30 protein-coding genes are annotated in these 20570 nt (G+C 65.5%); all 30 read right to left on the bottom strand.

The genetic code is table 11. From position 1 onward, the window contains the following. Positions 1-1512 (bottom strand): hypothetical protein, encoded by a 1512-nt coding sequence (locus YU1_RS27650; RefSeq protein ID WP_156921938.1) that lies wholly within the window; start codon positions 1510-1512, stop codon positions 1-3. Next, positions 1509-2579 carry a hypothetical protein gene (locus YU1_RS0102960; protein ID WP_029002802.1) on the bottom strand — a complete coding sequence of 357 codons (1071 nt, stop codon included), beginning with the start codon at positions 2577-2579 and terminating at the stop codon, positions 1509-1511. The genes YU1_RS27650 and YU1_RS0102960 overlap by 4 nt, the downstream gene beginning before the upstream one ends. Next, positions 2569-3165, bottom strand: coding sequence for a hypothetical protein (locus YU1_RS0102955; protein WP_029002801.1), 597 nt, complete (start codon positions 3163-3165; stop codon positions 2569-2571). Before YU1_RS0102955 ends, YU1_RS0102960 begins: the two co-directional genes overlap by 11 nt. A 254-nt stretch (positions 3166-3419) precedes the next feature. After that, the gene (locus tag YU1_RS0102945) at positions 3420-4046 is read right to left on the bottom strand and encodes a J domain-containing protein (protein ID WP_029002800.1); all 627 of its coding nucleotides are present in this window, start codon (positions 4044-4046) and stop codon (positions 3420-3422) included. Further along, positions 4043-4528, bottom strand: a complete 486-nt coding sequence (locus YU1_RS27640; protein ID WP_156921937.1) for a hypothetical protein — start codon at positions 4526-4528, stop codon at positions 4043-4045. The genes YU1_RS0102945 and YU1_RS27640 overlap by 4 nt, the downstream gene beginning before the upstream one ends. Beyond that, positions 4528-4902, bottom strand: coding sequence for a DUF4326 domain-containing protein (locus tag YU1_RS0102935; RefSeq protein WP_051356400.1), 375 nt, complete (start codon positions 4900-4902; stop codon positions 4528-4530). Before YU1_RS0102935 ends, YU1_RS27640 begins: the two co-directional genes overlap by 1 nt. Continuing rightward, complete coding sequence (locus YU1_RS0102930) at positions 4895-5413, bottom strand: ASCH domain-containing protein (RefSeq protein ID WP_245263212.1); 519 nt, start codon at positions 5411-5413, stop codon at positions 4895-4897. The genes YU1_RS0102935 and YU1_RS0102930 overlap by 8 nt, the downstream gene beginning before the upstream one ends. A gap of 131 nt (positions 5414-5544) precedes the next feature. Continuing rightward, positions 5545-5904, bottom strand: coding sequence for a hypothetical protein (locus YU1_RS0102925; RefSeq protein ID WP_029002797.1), 360 nt, complete (start codon positions 5902-5904; stop codon positions 5545-5547). Then, a complete protein-coding gene (locus YU1_RS0102920) occupies positions 5901-6347 on the bottom strand; it encodes a DUF2493 domain-containing protein (protein WP_051356399.1) in 447 nt (148 codons plus the stop codon). The genes YU1_RS0102925 and YU1_RS0102920 overlap by 4 nt, the downstream gene beginning before the upstream one ends. After that, positions 6347-6856, bottom strand: a complete 510-nt coding sequence (locus tag YU1_RS27635; RefSeq protein ID WP_084539622.1) for a zinc-finger-containing protein — start codon at positions 6854-6856, stop codon at positions 6347-6349. Before YU1_RS27635 ends, YU1_RS0102920 begins: the two co-directional genes overlap by 1 nt. Next, positions 6853-7248: a dihydrofolate reductase gene (locus tag YU1_RS0102910; RefSeq protein WP_035713502.1), complete on the bottom strand. Its 396-nt coding sequence runs from the start codon at positions 7246-7248 to the stop codon at positions 6853-6855. The genes YU1_RS27635 and YU1_RS0102910 overlap by 4 nt, the downstream gene beginning before the upstream one ends. Next, positions 7245-8078, bottom strand: coding sequence for a hypothetical protein (locus tag YU1_RS31725; RefSeq protein ID WP_051356397.1), 834 nt, complete (start codon positions 8076-8078; stop codon positions 7245-7247). Before YU1_RS31725 ends, YU1_RS0102910 begins: the two co-directional genes overlap by 4 nt. Continuing rightward, the gene (locus YU1_RS0102900; RefSeq protein ID WP_029002794.1) at positions 8075-9181 is read right to left on the bottom strand and encodes a phage Gp37/Gp68 family protein; all 1107 of its coding nucleotides are present in this window, start codon (positions 9179-9181) and stop codon (positions 8075-8077) included. The genes YU1_RS31725 and YU1_RS0102900 overlap by 4 nt, the downstream gene beginning before the upstream one ends. After that, the gene (locus YU1_RS0102895) at positions 9181-9534 is read right to left on the bottom strand and encodes a hypothetical protein (protein ID WP_035713499.1); all 354 of its coding nucleotides are present in this window, start codon (positions 9532-9534) and stop codon (positions 9181-9183) included. The genes YU1_RS0102900 and YU1_RS0102895 overlap by 1 nt, the downstream gene beginning before the upstream one ends. Then, entirely contained in the window at positions 9527-9883 is a 357-nt protein-coding gene (locus tag YU1_RS27625) for a DUF7736 domain-containing protein (protein WP_035713496.1), read from the bottom strand. The genes YU1_RS0102895 and YU1_RS27625 overlap by 8 nt, the downstream gene beginning before the upstream one ends. After that, a complete protein-coding gene (locus YU1_RS0102890; protein ID WP_029002792.1) occupies positions 9876-10142 on the bottom strand; it encodes a hypothetical protein in 267 nt (88 codons plus the stop codon). Before YU1_RS0102890 ends, YU1_RS27625 begins: the two co-directional genes overlap by 8 nt. Positions 10143-10160: 18 nt before the next feature. Continuing rightward, positions 10161-10781, bottom strand: coding sequence for a hypothetical protein (locus tag YU1_RS0102885; RefSeq protein WP_029002791.1), 621 nt, complete (start codon positions 10779-10781; stop codon positions 10161-10163). Between the two features lie 258 nt (positions 10782-11039). Continuing rightward, positions 11040-11462, bottom strand: a complete 423-nt coding sequence (locus YU1_RS0102880) for a hypothetical protein (RefSeq protein WP_029002790.1) — start codon at positions 11460-11462, stop codon at positions 11040-11042. Between the two features lie 11 nt (positions 11463-11473). After that, a complete protein-coding gene (locus YU1_RS27620; protein WP_051356396.1) occupies positions 11474-13519 on the bottom strand; it encodes a YfaP family protein in 2046 nt (681 codons plus the stop codon). Then, a complete protein-coding gene (locus YU1_RS0102870) occupies positions 13519-13731 on the bottom strand; it encodes a hypothetical protein (protein ID WP_029002789.1) in 213 nt (70 codons plus the stop codon). Before YU1_RS0102870 ends, YU1_RS27620 begins: the two co-directional genes overlap by 1 nt. Beyond that, positions 13731-13922, bottom strand: a complete 192-nt coding sequence (locus YU1_RS33345) for a hypothetical protein (protein WP_156921936.1) — start codon at positions 13920-13922, stop codon at positions 13731-13733. Before YU1_RS33345 ends, YU1_RS0102870 begins: the two co-directional genes overlap by 1 nt. A 3-nt stretch (positions 13923-13925) precedes the next feature. Further along, the gene (locus YU1_RS0102860) at positions 13926-14126 is read right to left on the bottom strand and encodes a hypothetical protein (RefSeq protein ID WP_029002788.1); all 201 of its coding nucleotides are present in this window, start codon (positions 14124-14126) and stop codon (positions 13926-13928) included. 2 nt (positions 14127-14128) lie between these two features. Next, positions 14129-15253 (bottom strand): DNA polymerase III subunit beta, encoded by a 1125-nt coding sequence (dnaN, locus tag YU1_RS0102855; protein WP_029002787.1) that lies wholly within the window; start codon positions 15251-15253, stop codon positions 14129-14131. A 9-nt stretch (positions 15254-15262) separates the two neighbouring features. Beyond that, positions 15263-16672 (bottom strand): AAA family ATPase, encoded by a 1410-nt coding sequence (locus YU1_RS0102850; RefSeq protein WP_198018806.1) that lies wholly within the window; start codon positions 16670-16672, stop codon positions 15263-15265. Next, entirely contained in the window at positions 16669-17268 is a 600-nt protein-coding gene (locus YU1_RS0102845) for a 3'-5' exonuclease (RefSeq protein ID WP_029002785.1), read from the bottom strand. The genes YU1_RS0102850 and YU1_RS0102845 overlap by 4 nt, the downstream gene beginning before the upstream one ends. Beyond that, positions 17265-18674 carry a hypothetical protein gene (locus YU1_RS0102840; RefSeq protein ID WP_029002784.1) on the bottom strand — a complete coding sequence of 470 codons (1410 nt, stop codon included), beginning with the start codon at positions 18672-18674 and terminating at the stop codon, positions 17265-17267. The genes YU1_RS0102845 and YU1_RS0102840 overlap by 4 nt, the downstream gene beginning before the upstream one ends. Further along, a complete protein-coding gene (locus tag YU1_RS27615) occupies positions 18671-19594 on the bottom strand; it encodes a PD-(D/E)XK nuclease-like domain-containing protein (protein ID WP_051356395.1) in 924 nt (307 codons plus the stop codon). Before YU1_RS27615 ends, YU1_RS0102840 begins: the two co-directional genes overlap by 4 nt. Further along, positions 19591-19818 carry a hypothetical protein gene (locus tag YU1_RS33340; protein WP_156921935.1) on the bottom strand — a complete coding sequence of 76 codons (228 nt, stop codon included), beginning with the start codon at positions 19816-19818 and terminating at the stop codon, positions 19591-19593. The genes YU1_RS27615 and YU1_RS33340 overlap by 4 nt, the downstream gene beginning before the upstream one ends. Further along, positions 19815-20051 (bottom strand): hypothetical protein, encoded by a 237-nt coding sequence (locus YU1_RS0102830; RefSeq protein WP_029002783.1) that lies wholly within the window; start codon positions 20049-20051, stop codon positions 19815-19817. Before YU1_RS0102830 ends, YU1_RS33340 begins: the two co-directional genes overlap by 4 nt. Beyond that, positions 20048-20569, bottom strand: a complete 522-nt coding sequence (locus YU1_RS27610) for a hypothetical protein (RefSeq protein WP_084539620.1) — start codon at positions 20567-20569, stop codon at positions 20048-20050. Before YU1_RS27610 ends, YU1_RS0102830 begins: the two co-directional genes overlap by 4 nt. Position 20570 lies beyond the last annotated feature (1 nt).

Genomic DNA, 20570 nt, shown 5'->3' with positions numbered 1-20570 from the left:
TCATACCTCTCCCGAGCTATCGGTTATGCCGGCTGCGGAGAGGGCGGCGCTGGCGGCCTTATGCATAGCGAAACGCACCGAGCTCGACGCATCAGGCGCAATTATGCGGTCCACTATTGCCCACGCATCGACCTCAGGGATCGGCGCGGAGGGGGGGGCCGCGAGCATGGCGTTCCAGATATCAGGAACGTCGGCGAATACGGTCTCAGCCTTGGCGAGGGCTTCAAAGTGCGCCTCCACCATGGGTTCGGTTGGTACTATAGGCACCAACTTCCACCCCGCCGGCACGGCGCACGCCACCGGCTCCACAATGGGCTGGGGCGTGAGCACGAGGCAGGAGCGGACAAAATTTGCATGATGCATACCGACATCAGCCATTGCTCCATCTGGAGACCTGGCATAGCCAACAACACCTGCGCCGCTCCATTTCCAGCCGTTTTCATCCGCACAACGCACGGTGTAGCCTGTCGGAACGGTGTGATAGTCGCCGTTCCAACTCGGCATATGAGACTTGTGCCACTCCTGCGGCTTCACCCCCACATCCCCGGCTACGGGGGAGGAAGGGGCGGGCGAGCCGATCGGCGTCGGCGCCGCGATCTGATCACGCCGGCCATGGGCCGCCGCTGCACCGCTGATAGCCGCAGCATGCTCGCGCATCCGCGTGGCGACGGCGGTGAAGCCTTCGGATAGCGCGCTCGCCGTTGCGAGGGCGGTGAAGTCCTGCGCGCCCTGCGCCGCGCCGATCGATGCGTTCCAGAAGCATTCGAGCGCATCGGCGAAGGCAGTGAGCGCTTCCTGCGCATCGGACGGCGGCGGCGGGGCCGCCCCGCGCAGGGCCGCAGCAAGTTGCTCCGCCTCGGGGATGGGCATGACGCCCAGCTCGCAGGTATGGCGCCCCTGCGCCTTCCAATGCGCCGCCGTGCCGTCCAGGCGCCGGGCGAACTCCTGCATCGCATCCGGCGGGGCCGGCCGGACCGGCTCCACCTGGGGCACAGGCGCCGCGATGACGGCTCGCATTGCCTCTTCAGCCGTTTTGCTTTCCGCCCAGGAGAGCGCGTGGCCCGCGTCCCACCCGCTGCCCGGAGCCGTTCCCGCTAGCGCCCGCAGGGCTTCGCCTGTGAGAATGCCGGACGCCTTCCACGCGAGGATTTCTCCGCACCGTTCACGCAAGTCGGCAGGTGCGGCCGACACGGGAGGGGTGGGCACGGCCTCCGGCGGCGCCGGCTGTACCAGTGCCCCCTGCTTCAACGCCTCCAGCACGGCGAGATGCACCTGCGCCTTCCACTGGCCGGCGGAGTAATGCCCCTTGGGCGCCAGGGCATCGATGATGGCGGCGGCATCGAGCGCGATCTGGTCGAGGTCCCTGGCTGATTCTACCGGCATCGGGAAGAATGCTTCGTGAGGGCAGGGGTGTAGGACGATGCCGCTACAGGATTTGCACCCGCTTTTCGGATATCGCTTACCCTCGTCGCGCAGGCGGTTCCTACAATTGGTGGGGCGCGTGTCGGTCATCGCCCGCCCTCCGAACCGTCGGGAATGCCTGCGGCCTTGAGGGCGGCGTCAATGCGGGCGAGCATGTCGGCCTTGCGCTCACGGCCTCGCGTGGTGTTGGGCTCCCAATAGATCAGCCCGTTGCGACGAATTTCGTGCAGAAGGTCGCGAAGTGGGGGCTCCGCCAGCTTCACCACGCCCTTGTCATCGTGGTCGCCTTGCGGGTCGAGGTGCTGCCGGACGACATCGATGTCGGCCTTGAGGTCGGCGATCTGCTCGCGCAGGCCCGCGTTCTCCTTCTCCAGTAGCTCGCAGTGCGCCGCGTCGAGGATGGTATTCGGCTCGATCTCCAGCCTCATCCGCATCTTCTCCGTCCCACTGGGGGCCAGCTCTGGTTTGGAGGCGGTAACGATGGTCCCACGAGTGAAATCGTGCCGCCTCAATTTGGAGCTGCCCAGGTTGAATACGACCTCTCCTGACAGATTCGGGGGCGCCGAGACGCGCTCTCCGCTGACCTCGTCGGGGTGCTTCCCGGTCTCGACATAGGTCAGGATAACGTCGGCCTCCCTGTCGCCGCAGACCAGACCTTCTAGTTCGCCTTCGATCGCGGCTTGCAGCCGGCTGATCCGGACGTCGCGCGAGGTCATAGACTTCAACGGCAGGTATTCGCCTTGGTCGGCCGGCATGCCGGCGCTCCCGACGGTTGCCGCAGGCACGTCCGGCACCTTCTTGACCGGCCACGCCTCCATCTTGTCCGCGTGCTCCAGCGCCGCCGCCACCATGTCCCCAGCGACGCCGGCCCGCGCCGCGAGCGAGGCCCGCTTGCGGACCACGGCCGCGCCGAGCGCGTCCTGCCCCCGGATCAGGAAGACGGGCTCGTCGGCGGGAATGATGCGGGTTGTGCCATTCGTGATGATCGAGACCATTCCGGCGGGGAGCGACGGGGATTCCACGATATTTTCGACGCGAGTAAAAATGTCGTCGTTGAAGGCGATGCGATCCACCATGATGTCGAATACCTCTTGAGGCGTCCGATTTTCGATGCCGATGATCGGCCTGATAATGACCACGCGAGGATCAATGCTCATTGGAAATCTCCGCTATGCTTGAGGCTCCCTCGGGCGGCAGCGGCTGCCCCAAGAGCCATTCGATCGTCTGGTCTTTCCAGGCGAGCAGCTCGACCTTCGCGTGCCCGATGGCGCGGACCGCCGCGCCGGCGACCTGCTTCGTGTAGATCTCGTCCATGATCGCGAACTGCGCCTGATGGCGGGTCACGATCCGGATGTTCAGCGAGCCGGCCCGGATGTCCCGTCGCAGGGATGGGCAATGTCGGACGCTGATCTGGGCGCATTCCTTGTGCAGGAGAGGCTCGACCTGGAGGATGTTCAGGCCGGTGGCGCCGTTCGCGCGCGGCCGGGCATGCGAGAGCGACACCTTCGTGCGGTTCCGTAGCGAGTTGCCGCAGAGATCGCAGAGCCCTTCAGCAATGACCTCGCGCTGGCGCTGGGCATGCGGCTTGCCGAACAGAGGCCTGCCCTCGCCGCGGGCCACGCCCTGGCAGATCGCGCGACGGCCGGCGGCGTGCCGGCACGGTGCAACGTGCATGCCCTCCTCGCCGCTCCAGGAGACCGTGTACGGGACCGGCACCTTGCCGAAGAAGAGATGCTCAGCCATTGGCGCTGTGCTTCTGGGCGAGTGCCGTCCTGCCGGCTTCGGTCAAGGACCAGTCCGTGAACCTCCCATCCCGACTGAACGTGGCCCATCCCTTCCTTCGCCACTTCTGGCGGATGCGATCGGCCTCATCGGCGGCGGACCAGAGATGTGGACCGGGAGGAATGGCTCTCCACATGTCGTCTACCGTCCATGGGGCAGTCTGTTTGAGAGCCCACGATACGGCAGCGGCAACGGCGCTGGCGCGATAGTCTGCATCAGCCACGATTCATCTCCTTCAGCGCCGTGTCACGGGCAACGTTGAGTTCGGACATTGCGGCATCAGATCCGCCCGCATCCGAGTGCGCTGTGCGCGCCTTGGCCCGGTATGCGGCATCAATCTCGCCGCGCGTGGCCGATCTGGAGACGTTCAGCACTTCCCACCATGGCCTGGTCGCGCCGGGCGCGGGCAGGGCGGTGAAGCCGGCGAACATCTCGGAGATGCTGGCCACGCCGTGACGCTCGATCGCACGGGTCGCCTCGATGTGCGCCGCGATGGCGGCGATGTTGTCGGCCACCTTCTCGTAGGTGTCGCAGGGCATCGCGTGCGGCCGGCCCGCCAACTGGAAATAGAGGCAGACGCCGGGGTCAATCGGTTCCTTCGCACCGGACCTCGGCAGACCGTCCTGGCGAAGCTCGACGTTGCTGCTGATGACTGGAAGGCAGCCACCAATTCGATCAATCTCGCCTTGCAGGCGCTTGACAGCGTCTGCGACCGACAGAGATCTTTTGATCTTCCACCGCTCATCAGGGTTGGCGATCTTGTTGAACTTTCCGGTCTTCCGCTGCGACGGCGCTCGGCGCGGTCGCCCTGCGGGCCACGAAAGGGGATAGGCGGTTGTCATGATCCGCTCCTGTGAGCCAATCCGGCGGCGTTGCGCGCGTCCCTGATGACTGCGGTCATCGCGCGGATGATGAAATCCTCGGGCTGCTTCAGGTCGCGCAGCGTCTTGCTCAGCGAGTAGAGGTTGTCGGCCACGCGCAACGGGCTGATGCCCTTGCGCTGCCACCAGGCCTCTTCGCCATGCCGGTGCTGTGCTTCGGTGGCGTCGGTATGCAGCGCGTGCGAAAGCGGGACGGTCCATCGATCATCCGGCTTGGCAGCGCCGGGGTTGACCTTGCCGTGCTCCGCATCCGAGAAGCGGATATGTGCGGCATCGACTCCGCCGAGTTGGCCGGTGATCAAGCATGGCAGCATGCGAACCAGGTCGAGGTGTGCGCGATCCTGCTGTCGCCCACGGGCTCGCCTCTGCATCCGTGATTTCGCCGGCGGGTCCATGCGCTGGCGCAGCGGCCCCCAGCCGTCGGTGGGTTCGACCTTCGCCATCACGTCGCCGCCTCTCGGGCTTGGCTGTTCGCCACCCTCAACAGCACATCGCCGTGGCACGCGGACCCGAGGGAGCACCAGCAGGCGAGGTTCATCCCCTGGATCTCGTCCAGGCTCTCCAAGGCGGTCGTGCGGGCTTTGCGTTGGGCATCCAAGCTTGCCTTGCTGGTCAGGCAGAAGGTGCCGGCCAGGAGATGCTCGTAGAGGTCGACGCATTCATCCACAGTGCCGTCGATGCCGACCACGAAGGGATTGCCGAGGGGCGTAGAGCGGTCGACCTTGATGGCGAGCAGACCGTTCAGATCGCGGCTGGCCTGCTGCAGGTTGAAGCCCTTCAATCTGGACAAGCGCATCCTGCGAGGAAGTTCAGCCATGGGGCACATCCGTGGTCACCGCGGCACGGATTGCATGCGCGACCTGCGCCCGGATGCCCTCATCCAGTTCGAAAAACCCGAGCTTTCCCCTGCATGGGATCAGCGGCAGTGCAAAGGCGTCGCGGAGCACGAAACCATAGCGGCCGAAGAACCAATCACTGTCCATCTCGGTGACACAGTCGACGATCCGGGCCATGCCGACCACGCCGCCGCGCGGCAAGCCGCGCTCCCTCGGTTCATCCATGTCCAGCTCTACCTTCGAGATGCCGGCATGAACGATGATCCAGCCACGGCGTCTGGTCGGCCAGTCGCGGTTCTCGACATCCTTGCCGTCATGGAAGATGTGGTGCGGGTATGGCTGCCGGATGCTCAGGGCTGAGATATCGCCCGCGGCAACGCGAGCGGCGAGTGCGACAAGATCAGGCATTGGCGCCTTCTCCTGTTCACCTGCTGGAGGGATGGCCGGAGAATGGATGTTGGGTATGGAGGAGATGACGGTGGGGGCCGCCATCTCCTCCGCTCCGCCGGCGGGTGCGGGGGACACCTCCGGCGAACACTCGCGACCGCAAATCTCGCAGCCGCCATCATGGTGCTCCCCGTCAAGGCAGACGGGGCAGAGGGGAAGGGTGATTGGGAGCGCGCTCATGCCACCACGCCCCTCGCTTTGGCGATGGCTGCCTCCATTCGCGCCCACGCCTCCTTCAGCAAGGCGGCCTCGCCGTCGGAGATCTTGACCCAGATCCCGTCGTAAACGGTTGACAGGTGCTCGGCCGCGGCCAACAGGTCAGGCGCGGCGGCGATCGTATTCGCGTGCCTGGTCAACTCATCGTGTGACCAGTTGGTCCGGCCGCCGGGCCGGTAAAGCGGGCTCTGGCAGATGGGAAGACACGATCCGTGCGGCGACGCCGTGATCTCGAACCCGACACGCGCGCTGTCATAGGTGTTCCAGCAGATGTTCCAGTGGCTCGTGGTCGGCACAGGGCTGCCGTCGGTGATGGTCATGCGACCTCCGTTGCTTCTTTCGCGGGGATACGCTGGATTTCCGCGCCGGCGGCCCGGGCGATGGCCAGCATGGATGCAGTGCCTTTGCCACCAGGAAAGGCGATGACTCTGTCCGGCTTCCCATCGGCGATCATCAGCGCGTTCCGCCGCGGGCCGGCCGAGCGGTCCACTCCATGGCGGCGGCCGTTCGGGTACCGGTTGGCCTTGAACTCGATCACCGGAACGCCGTGGCGCTCAGCCCACTTCTTGGCCCAGTAATCGGCGCCGCGCTGGCCGCCCTGGATCAGCACCGTGAAGTGGTACTGCTGATGCAGGCGGGTGAGCGTGGAATTGACCAAGTCGCGTTCCGCCCTGGCTTTGGCCTGGAGCTGCGGCAGGGCGCCGGGCTCGATGTCGCGGGGGAGGTTGCCGAAGGTGCGGCCGCCGCAGACGAGGATGCGCATCAGGCCGCTTCCTTCTGCTTCAGAGCCCAGGCCCTGATCTCGGGATAAGTGATGCCCTGGAGTGCTCGCCACGCAGCGCGGCAGCGTTCGATGTCGAACAGCCCGGTGTGGCACTCGTCCCTCGGAATCCCGAGCCGGTGGGACATGAAGTCGTAGACGCGCACCCTCGCCTTGGCGCGTATCCGCCGGCGGCTGCGATCGTTCGCAGCGCCATACTCGCCGCTGACGTCCGCCGTCCGCCAAAGCGGGTCGATCATCTGCTCGTGCAGCTTCGAGCGCGCGACGCGCAGTTCAGCATCCGCCGGCGTGCCCAGCGGACGTGTGCCGCCGGGATGGCATCCGACATAGGCTCCGCAGCCGTCGCATTTCCAGATCGGCTTGAGGTGCAGATCGGGCCGATGCTGGTAGATCTCGCTGCCGTCGGTCAAGCGGGCGGCGTTACCGCACGCCGGGCAGATCGGTGCCGGTCCGGAGGTCGGTGTCACGGCTGAGCCGCTGCGGGCAATCATCGCGCAGGCTCCCACAGGGGCGGCATCCAGGTGTCGGCCGGCCCGTCATAGTCGATGCGCGTGATGACGCAGGTTCGCACGAGCGGCATGAAGGCGCGATAGGTGCGTGCGCCGCCGGCGATCCAGATCGGCGAGCCCTTCGCCCAATGCGGCTGCTTGATCCCGGCGAGGAACGCGGCTGGCTCCTCCTTCCCGTCCCAGATGGCGACGTGGCGCTTCGGCAGGGTACCGACCGCTTCGGCGGTGCGGCGGCCCACGATGACGGTGCAGAAGGTTGTGTTGTTGCGGAAGAACGCGAGGTCAACCGGATCGCGCCACGGCAACTCGTCGTCGAGACCGAGCTGCCCCCGGCGGCCGACGGCCGCGATGAGTCGAATGTCAGCAATGCTCATCTGCAATTCTCCATCGCCGACGCCACCTGCGCGGATGCTCGCGCGTGAAGGCTGGTGTCGCCTTCCGCGAGGAGCGGCAACAGCATCTCGATCTCCGAGCGGTAGAGCCTGGCGAAGCTGCGGTCGTGCCGGACGATGGATGTCGTGTTGTCGATGATGTCCGCCAACTTTACGGTCTTGGCTGCTGGGGACGCCTTCGCCGAGTGGGCACGGTCGATCGCGCGTCGCACCTGCCGGTTGCCATCCGACTTTGTGGAGGGGTCCGTGAGGTCATCCACCAAGGCGGCAACGGTGTCGAGCCCGCCCGTCTTGTCGAGGAGATCGCGCACTCGGACCGCCCGCGGGTCCATCTTGAAGGTGTAGCCCTCCCGTCCGGCCGATTGCGTCGGCTGGTAGGTCCCCGGCAGCAGCGGAAGGAACTCCGATGTCATCGCGCGGGGCAGGGGCGGCAAGCCGGCGGCGACCTTGCGCGCGTGGCGCACCAGGTCATCCATCCCGGCATCGGACACGACGGCGAGGCGCGCGAGCCCGACATGAAGGTTGCCGGCGGGCGTTGCCACCTTGCGCTGGAAGCGGAAGACGAACTGGCGACCGTCCGCCTGGAGGCGGAGCGTGTTCGGCTCTGTCCAGTTGCCGGCATCCCGCGCCTTGCACGCTTCGTCGTGGAGCATCTTCAGGTGCGCGGTGACCGCGGCTGCCTGGGGATCGGGCTGACGGTCGGGGTGCCAAGCAAACAGGAGATCGTGGTAGACGGCGCGGATCGTGTCCGCGGCCGGGAACAGCCGGGCGTAATCGGTCGGGGGGACCGCGAGGATCTGCTGCGCGTTCATGAGCGCATCTCCGGCATGCCGTTGTGCTCGCGCCCGTCCAGCAGCCGGCCGGCGGAGCGCTTGCCGATCCGACCCATGTTCAACCCGTCAGGGAAGACGTGCACCAATGAAGGATTGGCCTCTGCGCGCGCCTGAAGCCGGCAGTTGGCGAGCGTGTCCGCGAACAACACGCTCGGCGGCGCCCACTCTCCCCACTGCTTGAAAAAGAACGGGACGCCGGCAGTCGCGCATCGGTCGCGAATGGCCCGAGCCCAGTCAGGATGCATCGGCCGCGCGCCGGGGCCGCTCTCGCCGCCTACGATGATCCAGTCGATGGTTGTGTGGATGATGCCGCACCTTGGGCATTGAGCGTCGCGGCGAGGGAACGCGCCCCCTAATGCACCCGCGTAGCCGCATCCGCGGCACGGCTGGTCGAACGATAGCCACTGCCGAAAGACGAGCTGCCCCAGCAGCGGCTCGGCGCTGACGAAACGCACGGCCGCCGGCGTCGCCAGCAGATCCGGCACCCGCTCATCGGCCCGGCGCTGGTCCTCGGCCGAAACGCCAAGCCAGACCTTCGGGAGCGGCCATAAGCCAAGACGGATCCGCACGCCGGGTGGTGCAAACTTGTCATGTGCCGGGTCAGCGATCAGGACGACTGCCAGCCGCATCGCGACAGCCATATCGCAGGCGAGCTCATAGACGCGGCGGACAACGCTCGGGTCGGACATATAAGCCCGCATCCGTGCGGCGCGCTTCGTGAGCACCTGGAAAGTGTGGTGCGGCGCCAGCGCCATCACCGCGAAAACGCAGTCGATCCATTCGTCGGTGACATCCTCATGAAAGAGGTCACCCATGGAATTGACGAAGATCTTCCGGCCGCGCCGCCAGCTCAGCGGCTGGGTGAGGATGTGCTCGGGTGCGAGCGCGACTTTACCGGTCCAGACCGGATTGCCCTTCACCACCTGCGTGGTGCCGGCATAGTGCGAGCCGGGTTGCATGGCTTCGATCCGCCGCGCCATCGACATGGCGTAGCAGTTGGTGCAGCCGGGCGAGGTGACCGAGCAACCGACGATGGGATTCCATGTGTCGGTGCACCATTCGATCTTTGACTTTCCGGCCATCAGGAGTCCCCGTCTTCGTCTTGCGTGGGACGGTGGCGGCTGTGCAGGCCGGCCACCATTTGCAGCGCCTCGGCGCGCGTGGCGCTCTTGCTGGACCGGGGGCGCAGCAGGTCGTTGCGGTATTGGACGATCGCGGCCAGCCACACCTCGGCATCGGCGATCTCATCGAACATGACGGTGTGCCAGGATCCGGCCACGTTGAGGTGGACTTGCGCGCCCATCTCGCCCGTCTGCCGGTTCGGCTTATTGCTGATCCGCGCGCCGTCGATGTTCTGGATCTGGATCCAGTCGCCGGACGGAAGGCGGTAGAGGTCGGAGGCGTGCTCCGGAGCAGCGAAGGCGGGCTCAGTCATTGGCGCCTCCTGCACCTGCGGGCCGACGTAGCGCTTCATTCAGCGTGTCAAGGGGCGATGCACCGCGCTGCCGATTGCCAGAGACCATCGGGATGGCTGCACCGTACTTCGCGAGCAGTCCGTCAGCACAGGCCCGCCAGTCCTCCGGATGGGTGGTTGGCATGTCAGGGTATTGCGTCACGATTTCCGGCGTGATCGCTCGCGACATCTGCGGAATCTCATGCGTCCATACCTGATGCCCAACGATGAATTCGATGGCGGCATGAGCCGCACCGAAATCATCGATCATCAGCGTTCCGCTCGTGATGGAGGCGAGAACGCGGGGATCGAAGTACTTGGTCTCAGCCATGGGCCGCCTCCCGCACGTAGAGGCGGCGGGCGGTGCTGGCGCGGCTGTCGCCGCAGTCCAGGACGCGCGCCAGCAGTTCGGCGTGTTCGTCGTCCGTCGCCGCCTTGACCAGCGTGCAGTCGGACAGGCGCGCTATGCCATTCGGCCAACCGCACCATGCGAGGTCATTGGTCGCGTAATCAGCCCAGGCCACCACCCATGTTTCGTCGGATGGGGTGTGGTGGACATGGTCGCCGCAGCGGATCATGTGCTCAGCCATGGGCGTGCCCTCCAACGCTCAAGCCGTCACCCTTGCCAGGGCATCGCGGATGCGCGCCTTTTCGGCCTCCAGCGCCTCCTTGTGCTTCGCGTTGATGAGCGCGCGGATCTCCACGATGGCCGCGTTGGTGGCCTTCTCGATCTCGGTCGTGAAGGTCCTGGCCATGTGCCGGTTGGCCAGCCACGTGATGCGGGGCTCGGAGCGGTAGGAATCGCGGGTCGGCTTGCCCTCGCTATCCACGCGCTCGGTCAGGTATTCTCGTCCGTAGAGCCCGATGAATTCGCGCATCGTGACCGGCTTCTTGTCGCCGAAGGCCGGCGTGACGGGCTGATCGATGATCTCGGCGGTAATCCCTGCGAGATGCTGATCGACCTTCTCCACCGTGAGCGCGACGCAGCGCTCCTCGATCAGCTTCGCGAGCTTGTTGGTGCCGTAGTTGCCGACGATGAGGCGAGCGGCAGCTTCGACGATGAGGTCATCCATGTCGCGCTTGGTGTAGTCGCGCATCGAGACATGGAACTCGATCCCGACGTGCTCCCTCTCCGTGGTCGCCACCATGCTGGTGGGCACGTCCCGAGGTTCAGACCCGCTGTCCCATTCGTTCTCGGCCATCTCGTAGGTGCTGGTGATCTCGGCCATGTGGCTTGTTCCAATCTCGTTCTGCTGATGGCGGAGCGCCGCAACGCTCCGCCGGATTTAATGGCTTGCCGTGCCTGGCTAATCCCACGGCCTTCTCGCGGTGCTGGGCGGTCGACACGAGTTGTGTCCGGCACCGTTGCGGCGGGCCTCGACAGGACAGGAGGGGGACCTTCACCACCAGACCCCTCACGTCCTCGATGATCGGCGCGACGAAGGCGCAGATGAGCAGGGAGAACAGCAGCATGTGGTCGCTGCCGGTCACGCTCCGCCGTCGATCGCGGCGAGCTCCTTGAGGATGTCTTCCCGCGACATGCTCGCGAGCGCCGCGTCCTCCTTGGAGGCGAGTGCGTCGACCAGCTTGCGCCGCTTCTCCAGGCGCGCGGTGGCGGCGTTCTTCTCGTCCGCCTCCTTCAGCTTGGCGGTGATGATGTGCTTCACGATGTCGAGCTTGATTTCCAGATCGGCCTTGCGCGAATCCGGCGCGATCGAGACGAAGGAATCCTCGGAGATGCTCCGAAGTTCGGTGTTGATGGTCCTGGCCACGCCGTCGAGGTCGGCCTTGACGTCGCGGATGGGTCCGCACGCGACAAGGGGAAGATCCCAGACCTGTTCGGCGGTGAGTTCGCCCTTGATCGAGGGAAAGCGGAACTTCTTGCGGGCCGCGGTTTCGAAAATGCTCATGGTCCCTCTCCTCAGAAAGTGATGGCGAATGCCTTGTTGATGCAGTCCCCCTTCGCCACCACGGTCACCTGGTCGTGACGGGTGGAGGAGAAGCCGACGCCTGAGAGTTGCTCGGTTTCCGGGGCGCACTTCGACTTGGCGCCGAGCACCTCGAAGACCTTCCTGTGCGGGTCGAGGGCCGGCGACAGGAATTCGTTGTAGATGCCGCGGGCCGGCGAGGGGTTGCGGCAGTCCTTGAGGAAGAAGAACCAGTGCTTGTTCCCGGTGGCCTGGCCATCCCAGTGGTTCGGGCTCGCCATCAGCGTATCGACGGGGACCAGCGTTCCGGTCTTGACGCCCCACTTCTCTTGCGACAGCGATCCAGACTTCAGACCCGCGCCGATGCCGGTCATCGCCAGAGTGCCGTGCAGCACCTCAAGGGAGAGGGCATTGACGAGGCCGCTCACTGCGCGCTCATAGGTGAAAGTGTCCACCTTGCCGCGGTGTTCGACCTCGAGCACGAAACCGATGTCGATCGACTCCCGGCGCGTGAACTGATGGACTTGGATCAGGTACCGGCCGTCGCGCAGCGGGCGCACCCAGGAGAGATTCTCCACCGGATCACGGACCAGGTTGCTGACGTTCATATCGACGTCGAGGATGCCGCACTTGTCGCCATAGAAGACGTGCCGGCCGGAGGGCTCGATCACGTGAAGATCGAGGTCGTCGGTGTTGAACCAGGCCAGCGAGACGCGCAGATCGGCATCGACATTGCCGCCGGCACGCTTCACGCGCTGCTTGATCGAGTCCGCCGCATCGCCGTCGTAGGACCATGCGAACCCGTTACCCCATTTGAACAGCTTTCCAGCATCGGCATGGACCGGCGCCGTCAGGCTCATGAAGTTCTGGAGATGCTTGTTCTCCAGCAGCAAGCCGATGGAGGTGGCCTGCGGCACGATCCGGGAGAGAAACTCCTCGATGGCGATCGGCTCGGCGCCCTTGACGTCGTTCATGACCGGCTTGACCGCTTCCATCAGCAGGCCGGCCAGGCCGTCCTTCATCGCCCCGCGGACCGAGTTGTCGACGAACAGGACGTTGTTCACCGAGACATCCGACATCCGGGCGAAGCGGCGCTCGACGGCGCTCTCGAGGCCCAGATCCTTCAGCTTGGTGATGGCATCGCTGATCATCCTCGGCGTGATGAGCGCGGTCGGGCGCTTGTAGTTCTGCGGCGCCACCTTGGCCTCGTAGGAGCGCACGGCGTGGTCCAGATCGACACCGGCGGCGATGTCCTGCACGAGGGTCCCAATCACGGTGTTGCGGAAGCGCGCCGCGGGTCTTCCGACGTGGGCCCAGATGAAGGCATCCTTCTCGCTGGCCGATCTCTCGCGGGGATAGCGCGCATGAAGGTTGAGGAACTCCAGCACCTGGTGCTCGAACTCCGCGCCACGATACAGCGCATTGTCCTGGATCAGGTCGACGACGGTCTCGATGCTGTCGGCGGAGAGTTCCTCGAGGCCCCGCCGGAGCACCTGCGCGGTCGCCCCGACCTCACCGCGGGCGGCATCGGGCGCATCGGACCGGAACCGGCTCGGTACGTCGCAGAAGAAGTGATGCCAGCGGCGCGTGACACCTTCCTCACGGAGCTCGTTCGTATGGTGGGCGCCGAATTTGAACTCCTTCGTGCGGAACACCGTCGAGATCGGCCTGGACAGCACATGCTCAGCGAGCTTGGCGGCCACCACGTCGAAGGGATATTCCAGGCCGGCCACGTCCCAGACGGTGCTGATCTGGCCACACTGGAGGGAAACCAGATGCCCGACATTGCGCACGAAATTCTTGCAGCACGAGCAGTCGTGTTCCGTGCGCACCCGGAAGATCGGGTTGGTGCCATCCGGGTAGGCCGCCAGATAGACGCTGAAGAGGTCGCCGGCGTCGACGGCATAGAGCTCTCCGCCCGCCATCTCGCGGAATCGGCGCTCGATGGCGTTGGCAAAGTCGTGGAACTCGCCGTGGGCCTTGGCAGCATCCGCCGCCGCGGCAATGACGTCGGCCCGTTCGTAGGTGTCGGTGCTCATTAGTCGCAGTCCTCATGAGGAGGGAAGGGGGACAGAGCGAGCACCACGTCCTCGAAGCGTTCGCTCTCATTGCAGTTTAAATCGACGTCTTCCTCGGTCGCGGTGATCCAGGCGCTCACGACGAGCACGCTGTTCTCGGCTCCGCTCCAGCCCCACTCGACGGTCGCGGTGCGCCCGTCGTCGAGGGCAAAGTCCTGGAAAAAGGTACGCATCACCGTGGCACCGGCGCCGGCGCGGGATAGCGCGCAGCGAGCTGATCGAGCGGCATGCGCGCTTCATCCGCCGGGAGCGGATACTGCGCGAGCACGCGGTGCATCACTCCCGCATAGTCCTTGTGCGGCAGCTCATCCCATCTCTGCGGCGTGGGCCCGCGAAGTCCGGGCATCCAAACGAGAACAGCCATGGCTCAGACTCCCGCCAGGAGGCGTGTGAAGAAGGCGATGATCACCGCCACCCCGAGCAGCGGCAGCACGGCGGAGCCGTTCATCTTCTCGACGTCGCTACCGGCCGGCGCTGCGCCATACTTCAGCAGCGCGTAGAATGCGCCCAGCACGAAGAACGCCGTCACGCCGTAGCCGATCAGGGCGATGATGATGGTGCCGATCATGCTCAGACCCTCATCGGCATGAGCACGAATAGCGACGGGGCTCCGTCGGTAGACGCTTGGAACGTGGTCGGGCTGCCGGCGTCGGCCATCGCGACCCTGATATTGTCGGACTCAGTGGCACCGAGGATGTCGAGCGCGTAGTTGGCGTTGAAGCCGATATCGATGCTGTCACCATCGTAGTCGACGTCCATTTCCTCGATCGCACTGCCCATATCGGGGGAGGTCACGGAGATCTCCACCCGCCCCGGCTTGAACGAGAATTTGACGGCCCGGCTCCGTTCGCTGCTCATGGTCGCGACGCGATCGACGGCCGCGGCGAAGTCGACCCTGTCGATGATGGCCACCAGGTTGTTGCCCTGCGGCACGACGCGCGTGTAGTCGGGGAATGTGCCGTCGATCAGCTTGGACGCCAGAACGGTGGTGCCGGTGGTGACCTTCAGCTTGGTGGCGCTGATCTGGAGCTTGATCAGTTCCTTCCCCCGCCCCTTCGTCAGCCGCGAGATCTCAGCAACGGTCTTCCTGGGGATGATGATGCCCGGCATCCCCGCTGGTGCGGCGATATCCACCAGGTCATGCTGCGACAGTCGATGCCCATCGGTGGCCACGCCTCGGAGGATGCGCTTCTCGCCCAGTTGCAAGCCGTGGAAATAGATGCCGTTCAGATAGTATCTGGCCTCTTCCGTCGAGATCGCGAAGGCGAGCTTCTCGAACATCTGGCTCAGTACGGTCGCGGGGATCTCCACCTCCCAAGGGCAGTCCGCGACATTCAGATCCGGAAAGTCCGACGAGGGCTGCGTCAGGAGTGTCGCCTTCGACCGCCCCGACTTGATGACCATCTGGCTCTCGGTCTTGCCGGTCTCAATGGTCACGTCGGCGCCCGCAGGAAGCTTCTTCACGAAATCCGTGAAGGTCACCGCCGGCAGCGTCGTCTCGCCCGTGCTCCCGACCGATGCCGGTAGCCTCGTGGTCGCCTGCAGGTCCAGATCCGTGGCGGACAGTTCCAGGGCGTCGCCGAGCGCGGCCAGGCGCACGTTGGCGAGGATCGGGATGGTGTTCCGGCGCTCGACGATGCGGACGATGCGGTCCAGGCCGAAGAGCAACTCGTCGCGAGCGATCGTGAGTTTCATCGGGTGCCTTCAGTGCTTGACTGCGTTGCCAGACGCGGAGAGCATCAGCGGCTCGAACTTCTCGATCACCGCCTCGTCGATGCCGTGCGCGGTGCAGAACTCATCCAGCGCATAGGACTGGTTCAGGCCCTTGTTCTCGGCGAACACGGCGAGCACGGCGGCTTTGATGTCGTTGAGGGAGATGCCACTCGGCGTGCCGCCACTGGCCATGTCGCGCTGAAACGCATTCGTCTTTGCACGCTCCACGAGCCCCACCACCATCGCCCCGCTGACGATGTCACCGAGATGCAAGAAGCTGGGGCCGCCGGCATGGCGGATGCGGAACAGTTTGAGTTCGGTGTCGAAGACGCTGTCAGCCAGGTAAGAAGCGGCCGTCTGCGGGAGCATGTGGAAGGCAAGCGGAGCGCCGGCCAGTTGCCGCGCGGCGATGGCGGTGACGCCCTCGATGTCCGGACGCTGGACCCGGATCTTCCGATCACAGCGCCCGTCGCGCAGCACGGCAGCATCGATCCGATCAGGGCGGTTCGTCGCCAGGATGACGAAGGCTCCGGAGTCATCCAGGCCGTCCATCTCCGTCAGGAAGGTGGCGACGTTGGATTCCTCCCAAGGCAAGGCCCGCCGGCCGCTGGTGTCGTCCCGGCTGGGGATGATGGCGTCGGCTTCATCGATGAACGCCACCAGCGGAAAGCCATGCAGTTGCTTGAAGGCGCGGGCGTAGGCGAAGATGTTCCGGATGATGTCCTCGGTCACGCCGATATAGGGACTCTGGATCTCCGGCCCCTTGATCGAGAGGATCGTGTGCTCAAGGTCCGCGCTGCCGTGCAGCTCCGCGACAATGCTGGCGGCGGCCTTGCCGAACATCGTCTTGCCGCAGCCGGGCGGCCCGTAGAGCAGGACGCCCTTGGAGAGCTTCATGCCGTAGTGGGCATACAGGTCCTGGTGCTTGATCGGATGCTCGATCGCCTCCTGCAGCGCTCGCCGCGCGTCCAGATTGCCGACAACGTCGTCCCAGCCGACGTTGTGCTTCGTCTTGAGGAAGAAGCGCTTCACCTTCTCCCTGAGGCGCCGCTCGGTCTCGCGCACCTGCTGCTTCGTATCTCTTGGAGTCGACGCCCGGTTCATAATTCGAAGGGCTTCGGTGAAGCCATAGCGATCCGACGAGCGGCTGAAAAACTCGTCGGCAAGAATTTTGATCACTTCCTCATTTGGGCCGTTTAAAGTCATGTTGTCCCCCTCATTAAACAGAGCTTCGCCACCGGAGCCGTCTTTCGGCATGCAGATCGCGCACTCGGGATTTCCGCAGCCCTGGATGTGTTCCGCGCGGGGACCGGGTTCGATCTGTACCTTCCTGACACGCCCTCCATTGGAGAGCCGCCGTTCGAAGGGGCTCATCTGGTCCGCCGGCTTTTTCGCGCTCATGCTGCGGTCTCCACGGCGTTGTGGTCGCATAGCCAGGCCCAGAGCCTGCGCGTGCGCTGCAGGTCGTCCTTCGCGCTGTGCTCGCCGGCGCGCGGCGGCTCGCCCAGCAGGATGGAACTGGCCTCGTCGAGCGACGGCCACTTGAACCCGCCGTCATCGAACACCGACGGAATCCGGCAGAAAGGCGTGGCGAGCTTCATCGTGTCGTGGAACGTGAGCCCCGGCCGCGTCCAAAGGCGGGAATCCTTGCCCCGACGCATGAGGACGCTCGTCACCACATCCCGGTCGAACCCAATGCCGTGCCCGACCACGCATTCAGCCTGGGCCGCGAGCCAGCACAGGACGGCCAGCACCGCCACTTCAGGCACGCCATGCTTGGCCGCCTCGCGGGACGACACACCGTGCACGGCTTCCGCGCCGGCGCGTATCTTGCGGCCTTCGGCGCGGATCGGGAGGTTGATCTCCTGATCTGGGCGGCCCGGCACCGCGAGCACGGCGGCGATGGAGACGCACCAGGGCTGCGACAGGTCGTCGAGCGCCAAGTCGCGCTTGAGCAGGTCGGACGTCTCGCAGTCCACGAAGAGGATCGCGGTCACGCGACACCTCCGAGGTGCTGCTCGACCAGGCCGTCGACGAGGTCCGCAATCTCCGCAGCCGCGATGGAGCCTTCGATCCGCCGCTCGTGAAGGGCGAAGATCTGGCGGACCACCCCCATATCAGCCGCGCCGGGCTGACCTCGCAGGCTGGCGATGATTGCTTCCCCGGCCTTCTGGCCGAAGTTGGTCAGGCTGACCTTCTTGGTCGCCCGGGCCAGCGCCAGGGAGTAGGCGCTGAACATCTCCGCGGTCATGGAGGGGGTGGAGGACGGGTCAGCATCGGCCAGGGGGGCAGTTGGCCGCGATGCGTTCCCGTCCTCCGTCTCGCCGATGGCGGTCGGCGAGATCTCAGAAGCTGTGGCGGGTTGCTCTCCACCTGCCGAAGTCACGCCAGGATCCGCAGACGTTTGCGTGCTTCCGTTGTCCTGGCCGCTGGACGGCCGGCTTGCACCGGCGAGGGCCTGGTCCTTCACATGATCGCCTCCCGTGCTAGTGGACGCCGGCTTCGTGTTGGCGGTGCCGCCGGCGAAGTTGTCCCGCACGCCTTCGGGATTCCTGGCGGGCTCAGCCGTGCGCGTGTTGGCCGCCGCGCTGGTCTCGCTCCGGCCGACCGTTTCCATCTCGCGCTGGATCTTGTCCATCGAGAAGCCGGCGTTGAGGCCTGGGGACGGCAGGGCGGCGGCCTGCGACTGCTGAAGGCGCGCGGCCAATCCGCTGGCTTCAGCCCCGCCGATGACCGCGGCGCGTCGGGCGCGGGCGTCGTCGGCGAGATCCTGTAGCTCGTCATCGGAATAGACGCCGAGCAATAGGGCGGGCTCGTTGATTCGCGTCCAATCCCGCGTGCCGCGATAGATGAGCTGGCGCCTATAGGCATTGGGAGTCCAGGGTGAGCCGTCCCCGGTGGTCTTCCATTCAGCGACGGAGCCGTCCAGCATCCGCACGCCGCGGATCTGCGCACCGGGGACGAGTTCCTTCTCCTGCTGCTCGGTGAGTGCGACGTCTGTGAGCCAGATCCGCTGCTGTTCGCCTTGGCCATTGAAGTAATGGTGGAGGCGGACACCCGCCTTGCTCTCGATAACGGCCGCGATGAGCTTGCCTTCGTAGCAAAGCCGGCCATGCACGACTGACACGCATTGGGCGACCGCAAAAGGATCCATTCCCCATCGGAAAGCTTGGTTCACCACCAGGAAGCAGTTCGCAAAGACGCTCTCGTATGGCAACCGTACCCGCTCCCGCTTCGGCCCCGTCATGTAGAGGGACTCTGGGATCAGGGACGATTGCGCCATGATCGTCGCGATGCGCTGCATCTGTTCGAACATCGCGGTGTCCAGCATGGGCACAGCGTCGATAACCTGAGGGCGTTCGGCGCGCCGCGGGCGCTCGGTCATGGCGACGTCCTGGCTCACGATGCGAGCTCCTGTTCCAGGAAGGCGCGGCGGGCTTCGTTGCGCTTCCGCATCCAGTCGGAGATGTAGATCGAGCGGGCATCGGACTGCGTCCCGCCGGGGCCGGGCCACTTCCCGGTTTCCAGGCAGTGCGCGATGGTGCGCAGCGCCACCTGAAGGTCGATATCGGCCATGTCGATGTCGGCGGGAGGGATCTCGACGACCGACACACAGAACGGCGCAGTCTTCTCGACGAAGACGAGGTTGAAGCTCACCATCTCCACGCCGAGTACTTCCCGCGCGGCGCGGCGCACGACGGCGGCCTGCATGTCGTATCGGTAGTCGCCAATGGTGCGCTGGATGTCGTCCGGCGCGACGCTCGTGGTCGTCTTCAGATCGGAGAAGTCGCCGGAGTCCGTCGGGATCGCGTCGGGCCGAGACTTCAGCCAGATGCCGGTTTCAGGGTCGCGCCACAGCAGCGAACGTTCGATCTCGCCGTTGAGGATGCCGTGCTGCACCAGAGGGTGGGTGGCGAGGCTCCCTGCCATGCCGCTGATCAGGTCCAGATCCGCGGGGACCAGCACGGTCTTGCGTTCCAGCGCCTGCTTGGCCTTCCACTCCTGGGACGCCTTGGTGCGCCAGTCCGGGAACTCTGAAGGCCGGACCGAGAAGATCCTTCGGAAATCGGCCTCGCCCAAGATCAAGTGGTGCGCCGCCCGGCCGAGCGCGAAGTGACCCTTGTCCTTCTGCTCATCACGGTTCGGATTGAGCGACGACTCCGCCCAGAAGTGCGCCGGGCTCACGGAGAAGACGGTACGGAGGCCAGAAGACGACACCGACGGCCCGTCGCAGGGCTGCGCATGGTAGTCCTCCATGGGCAGGTCATAGACGCCGGCCTCGGCGATCTTCTTGCCCGGGGCGATGGTGCGGACCTCGATCATGCGAACCTCTTGGCAGCTTCGGATTCGGGATAGGTGGCGATGAAGCCTCCATGCATCGGCTTCCAGGCCCAGTTCGGGATCTGCCGGCCGTCCTTCAGATCAAAGGCTCCATCGCACCGCGGGCAGAAGAAGTGCGGACCGCCAGCGCGCATGTAGGCGATGGGCTTTCGACCACAGCACCGGCCTTCGGCGTCGATGGAGCGGGGAGGGACGATCTGCGTCACCGAAGGATCCCTTCCGCCCTGGCACGGCCCGCCGTCATGTCGATGATGACGAGATAGGGCTCGCCATCGACTGGCGAGACCTCGATGCCGCACAACGCCATCTCGACGCTGCGGCCGTCCTCCAGGCGGAGCCGGATGCTGCGGTTGCCCCAGTCCAGGCGCTCGGCTCGGATCGATACGTGCTCGTCGTCGCGCAATGCCGGCCGCGCCAGGGGGAGATAGATGCCGGTCACTGTTCGCCGCCCTCCGTGCTCTCGCTGAGCGACTGGGGCTTCACGACGGAGTTCGTCATCAGGCTCGGCAAGCCGATATCGGCGGCCGGCAAGACGGCACCGGACTCGAGCTCATTGTTGGTCCAGTTGCCGTCGTCGTGAGCGGCCCAGTCGAAACCGACCGCCTCGGAGATCGCCCGGAGCTGCGGCTTCCCGTAATGGGTGTAGCGGCCGAGATCGACGTCGTGCCCGAGGAGCCAGAGCCACGCGGTCATGTGATCCAGGGACCGCATAGCGGAAAGTCCGCGGCGGTTGTTGGCGTTGCGCCAGGCGAAAGGCAGATAGCTCACGATGCGAGCCAGCACGGCGTCGGCATCGCGCGGGGCCTGCTCCCATGACCAGGCATTGGCATTCCGGTCCAGGAACTGCGATGCGGTCTCGAAAGGGAGCGTCGCGACGAGGTCGCTCGCCTTGAAGCCAAAGTGATCCAGAGGCGTGATGGCCTTGACCCTGGCGATGATCTCGTCGTCGGTGCGCATG

The organism is Azorhizobium doebereinerae UFLA1-100, assembly GCF_000473085.1.
GTDB classification, from domain to species: Bacteria; Pseudomonadota; Alphaproteobacteria; order Rhizobiales; family Xanthobacteraceae; genus Azorhizobium; species Azorhizobium doebereinerae.
Note: the sequence above shows the minus strand (reverse complement) of the source record. Positions and strands in the feature narration are given on the sequence as shown.

Coding starts and splice junctions, on each gene's coding strand:
- YU1_RS27650 (WP_156921938.1), bottom strand. CDS start 1,512: ATGACCGACACGCGCCCCACCAATTGTAGGAACCGCCTGCGCGACGAG.
- YU1_RS0102960 (WP_029002802.1), bottom strand. CDS start 2,579: ATGAGCATTGATCCTCGCGTGGTCATTATCAGGCCGATCATCGGCATC.
- YU1_RS0102955 (WP_029002801.1), bottom strand. CDS start 3,165: ATGGCTGAGCATCTCTTCTTCGGCAAGGTGCCGGTCCCGTACACGGTC.
- YU1_RS0102945 (WP_029002800.1), bottom strand. CDS start 4,046: ATGACAACCGCCTATCCCCTTTCGTGGCCCGCAGGGCGACCGCGCCGA.
- YU1_RS27640 (WP_156921937.1), bottom strand. CDS start 4,528: ATGGCGAAGGTCGAACCCACCGACGGCTGGGGGCCGCTGCGCCAGCGC.
- YU1_RS0102935 (WP_051356400.1), bottom strand. CDS start 4,902: ATGGCTGAACTTCCTCGCAGGATGCGCTTGTCCAGATTGAAGGGCTTC.
- YU1_RS0102930 (WP_245263212.1), bottom strand. CDS start 5,413: ATGGCGGCCCCCACCGTCATCTCCTCCATACCCAACATCCATTCTCCG.
- YU1_RS0102925 (WP_029002797.1), bottom strand. CDS start 5,904: ATGACCATCACCGACGGCAGCCCTGTGCCGACCACGAGCCACTGGAAC.
- YU1_RS0102920 (WP_051356399.1), bottom strand. CDS start 6,347: ATGCGCATCCTCGTCTGCGGCGGCCGCACCTTCGGCAACCTCCCCCGC.
- YU1_RS27635 (WP_084539622.1), bottom strand. CDS start 6,856: ATGATTGCCCGCAGCGGCTCAGCCGTGACACCGACCTCCGGACCGGCA.
- YU1_RS0102910 (WP_035713502.1), bottom strand. CDS start 7,248: ATGAGCATTGCTGACATTCGACTCATCGCGGCCGTCGGCCGCCGGGGG.
- YU1_RS31725 (WP_051356397.1), bottom strand. CDS start 8,078: ATGAACGCGCAGCAGATCCTCGCGGTCCCCCCGACCGATTACGCCCGG.
- YU1_RS0102900 (WP_029002794.1), bottom strand. CDS start 9,181: ATGGCCGGAAAGTCAAAGATCGAATGGTGCACCGACACATGGAATCCC.
- YU1_RS0102895 (WP_035713499.1), bottom strand. CDS start 9,534: ATGACTGAGCCCGCCTTCGCTGCTCCGGAGCACGCCTCCGACCTCTAC.
- YU1_RS27625 (WP_035713496.1), bottom strand. CDS start 9,883: ATGGCTGAGACCAAGTACTTCGATCCCCGCGTTCTCGCCTCCATCACG.
- YU1_RS0102890 (WP_029002792.1), bottom strand. CDS start 10,142: ATGGCTGAGCACATGATCCGCTGCGGCGACCATGTCCACCACACCCCA.
- YU1_RS0102885 (WP_029002791.1), bottom strand. CDS start 10,781: ATGGCCGAGATCACCAGCACCTACGAGATGGCCGAGAACGAATGGGAC.
- YU1_RS0102880 (WP_029002790.1), bottom strand. CDS start 11,462: ATGAGCATTTTCGAAACCGCGGCCCGCAAGAAGTTCCGCTTTCCCTCG.
- YU1_RS27620 (WP_051356396.1), bottom strand. CDS start 13,519: ATGAGCACCGACACCTACGAACGGGCCGACGTCATTGCCGCGGCGGCG.
- YU1_RS0102870 (WP_029002789.1), bottom strand. CDS start 13,731: ATGCGTACCTTTTTCCAGGACTTTGCCCTCGACGACGGGCGCACCGCG.
- YU1_RS33345 (WP_156921936.1), bottom strand. CDS start 13,922: ATGGCTGTTCTCGTTTGGATGCCCGGACTTCGCGGGCCCACGCCGCAG.
- YU1_RS0102860 (WP_029002788.1), bottom strand. CDS start 14,126: ATGATCGGCACCATCATCATCGCCCTGATCGGCTACGGCGTGACGGCG.
- dnaN (WP_029002787.1), bottom strand. CDS start 15,253: ATGAAACTCACGATCGCTCGCGACGAGTTGCTCTTCGGCCTGGACCGC.
- YU1_RS0102850 (WP_198018806.1), bottom strand. CDS start 16,672: ATGAGCGCGAAAAAGCCGGCGGACCAGATGAGCCCCTTCGAACGGCGG.
- YU1_RS27615 (WP_051356395.1), bottom strand. CDS start 19,594: ATGATCGAGGTCCGCACCATCGCCCCGGGCAAGAAGATCGCCGAGGCC.
- YU1_RS27610 (WP_084539620.1), bottom strand. CDS start 20,569: ATGCGCACCGACGACGAGATCATCGCCAGGGTCAAGGCCATCACGCCT.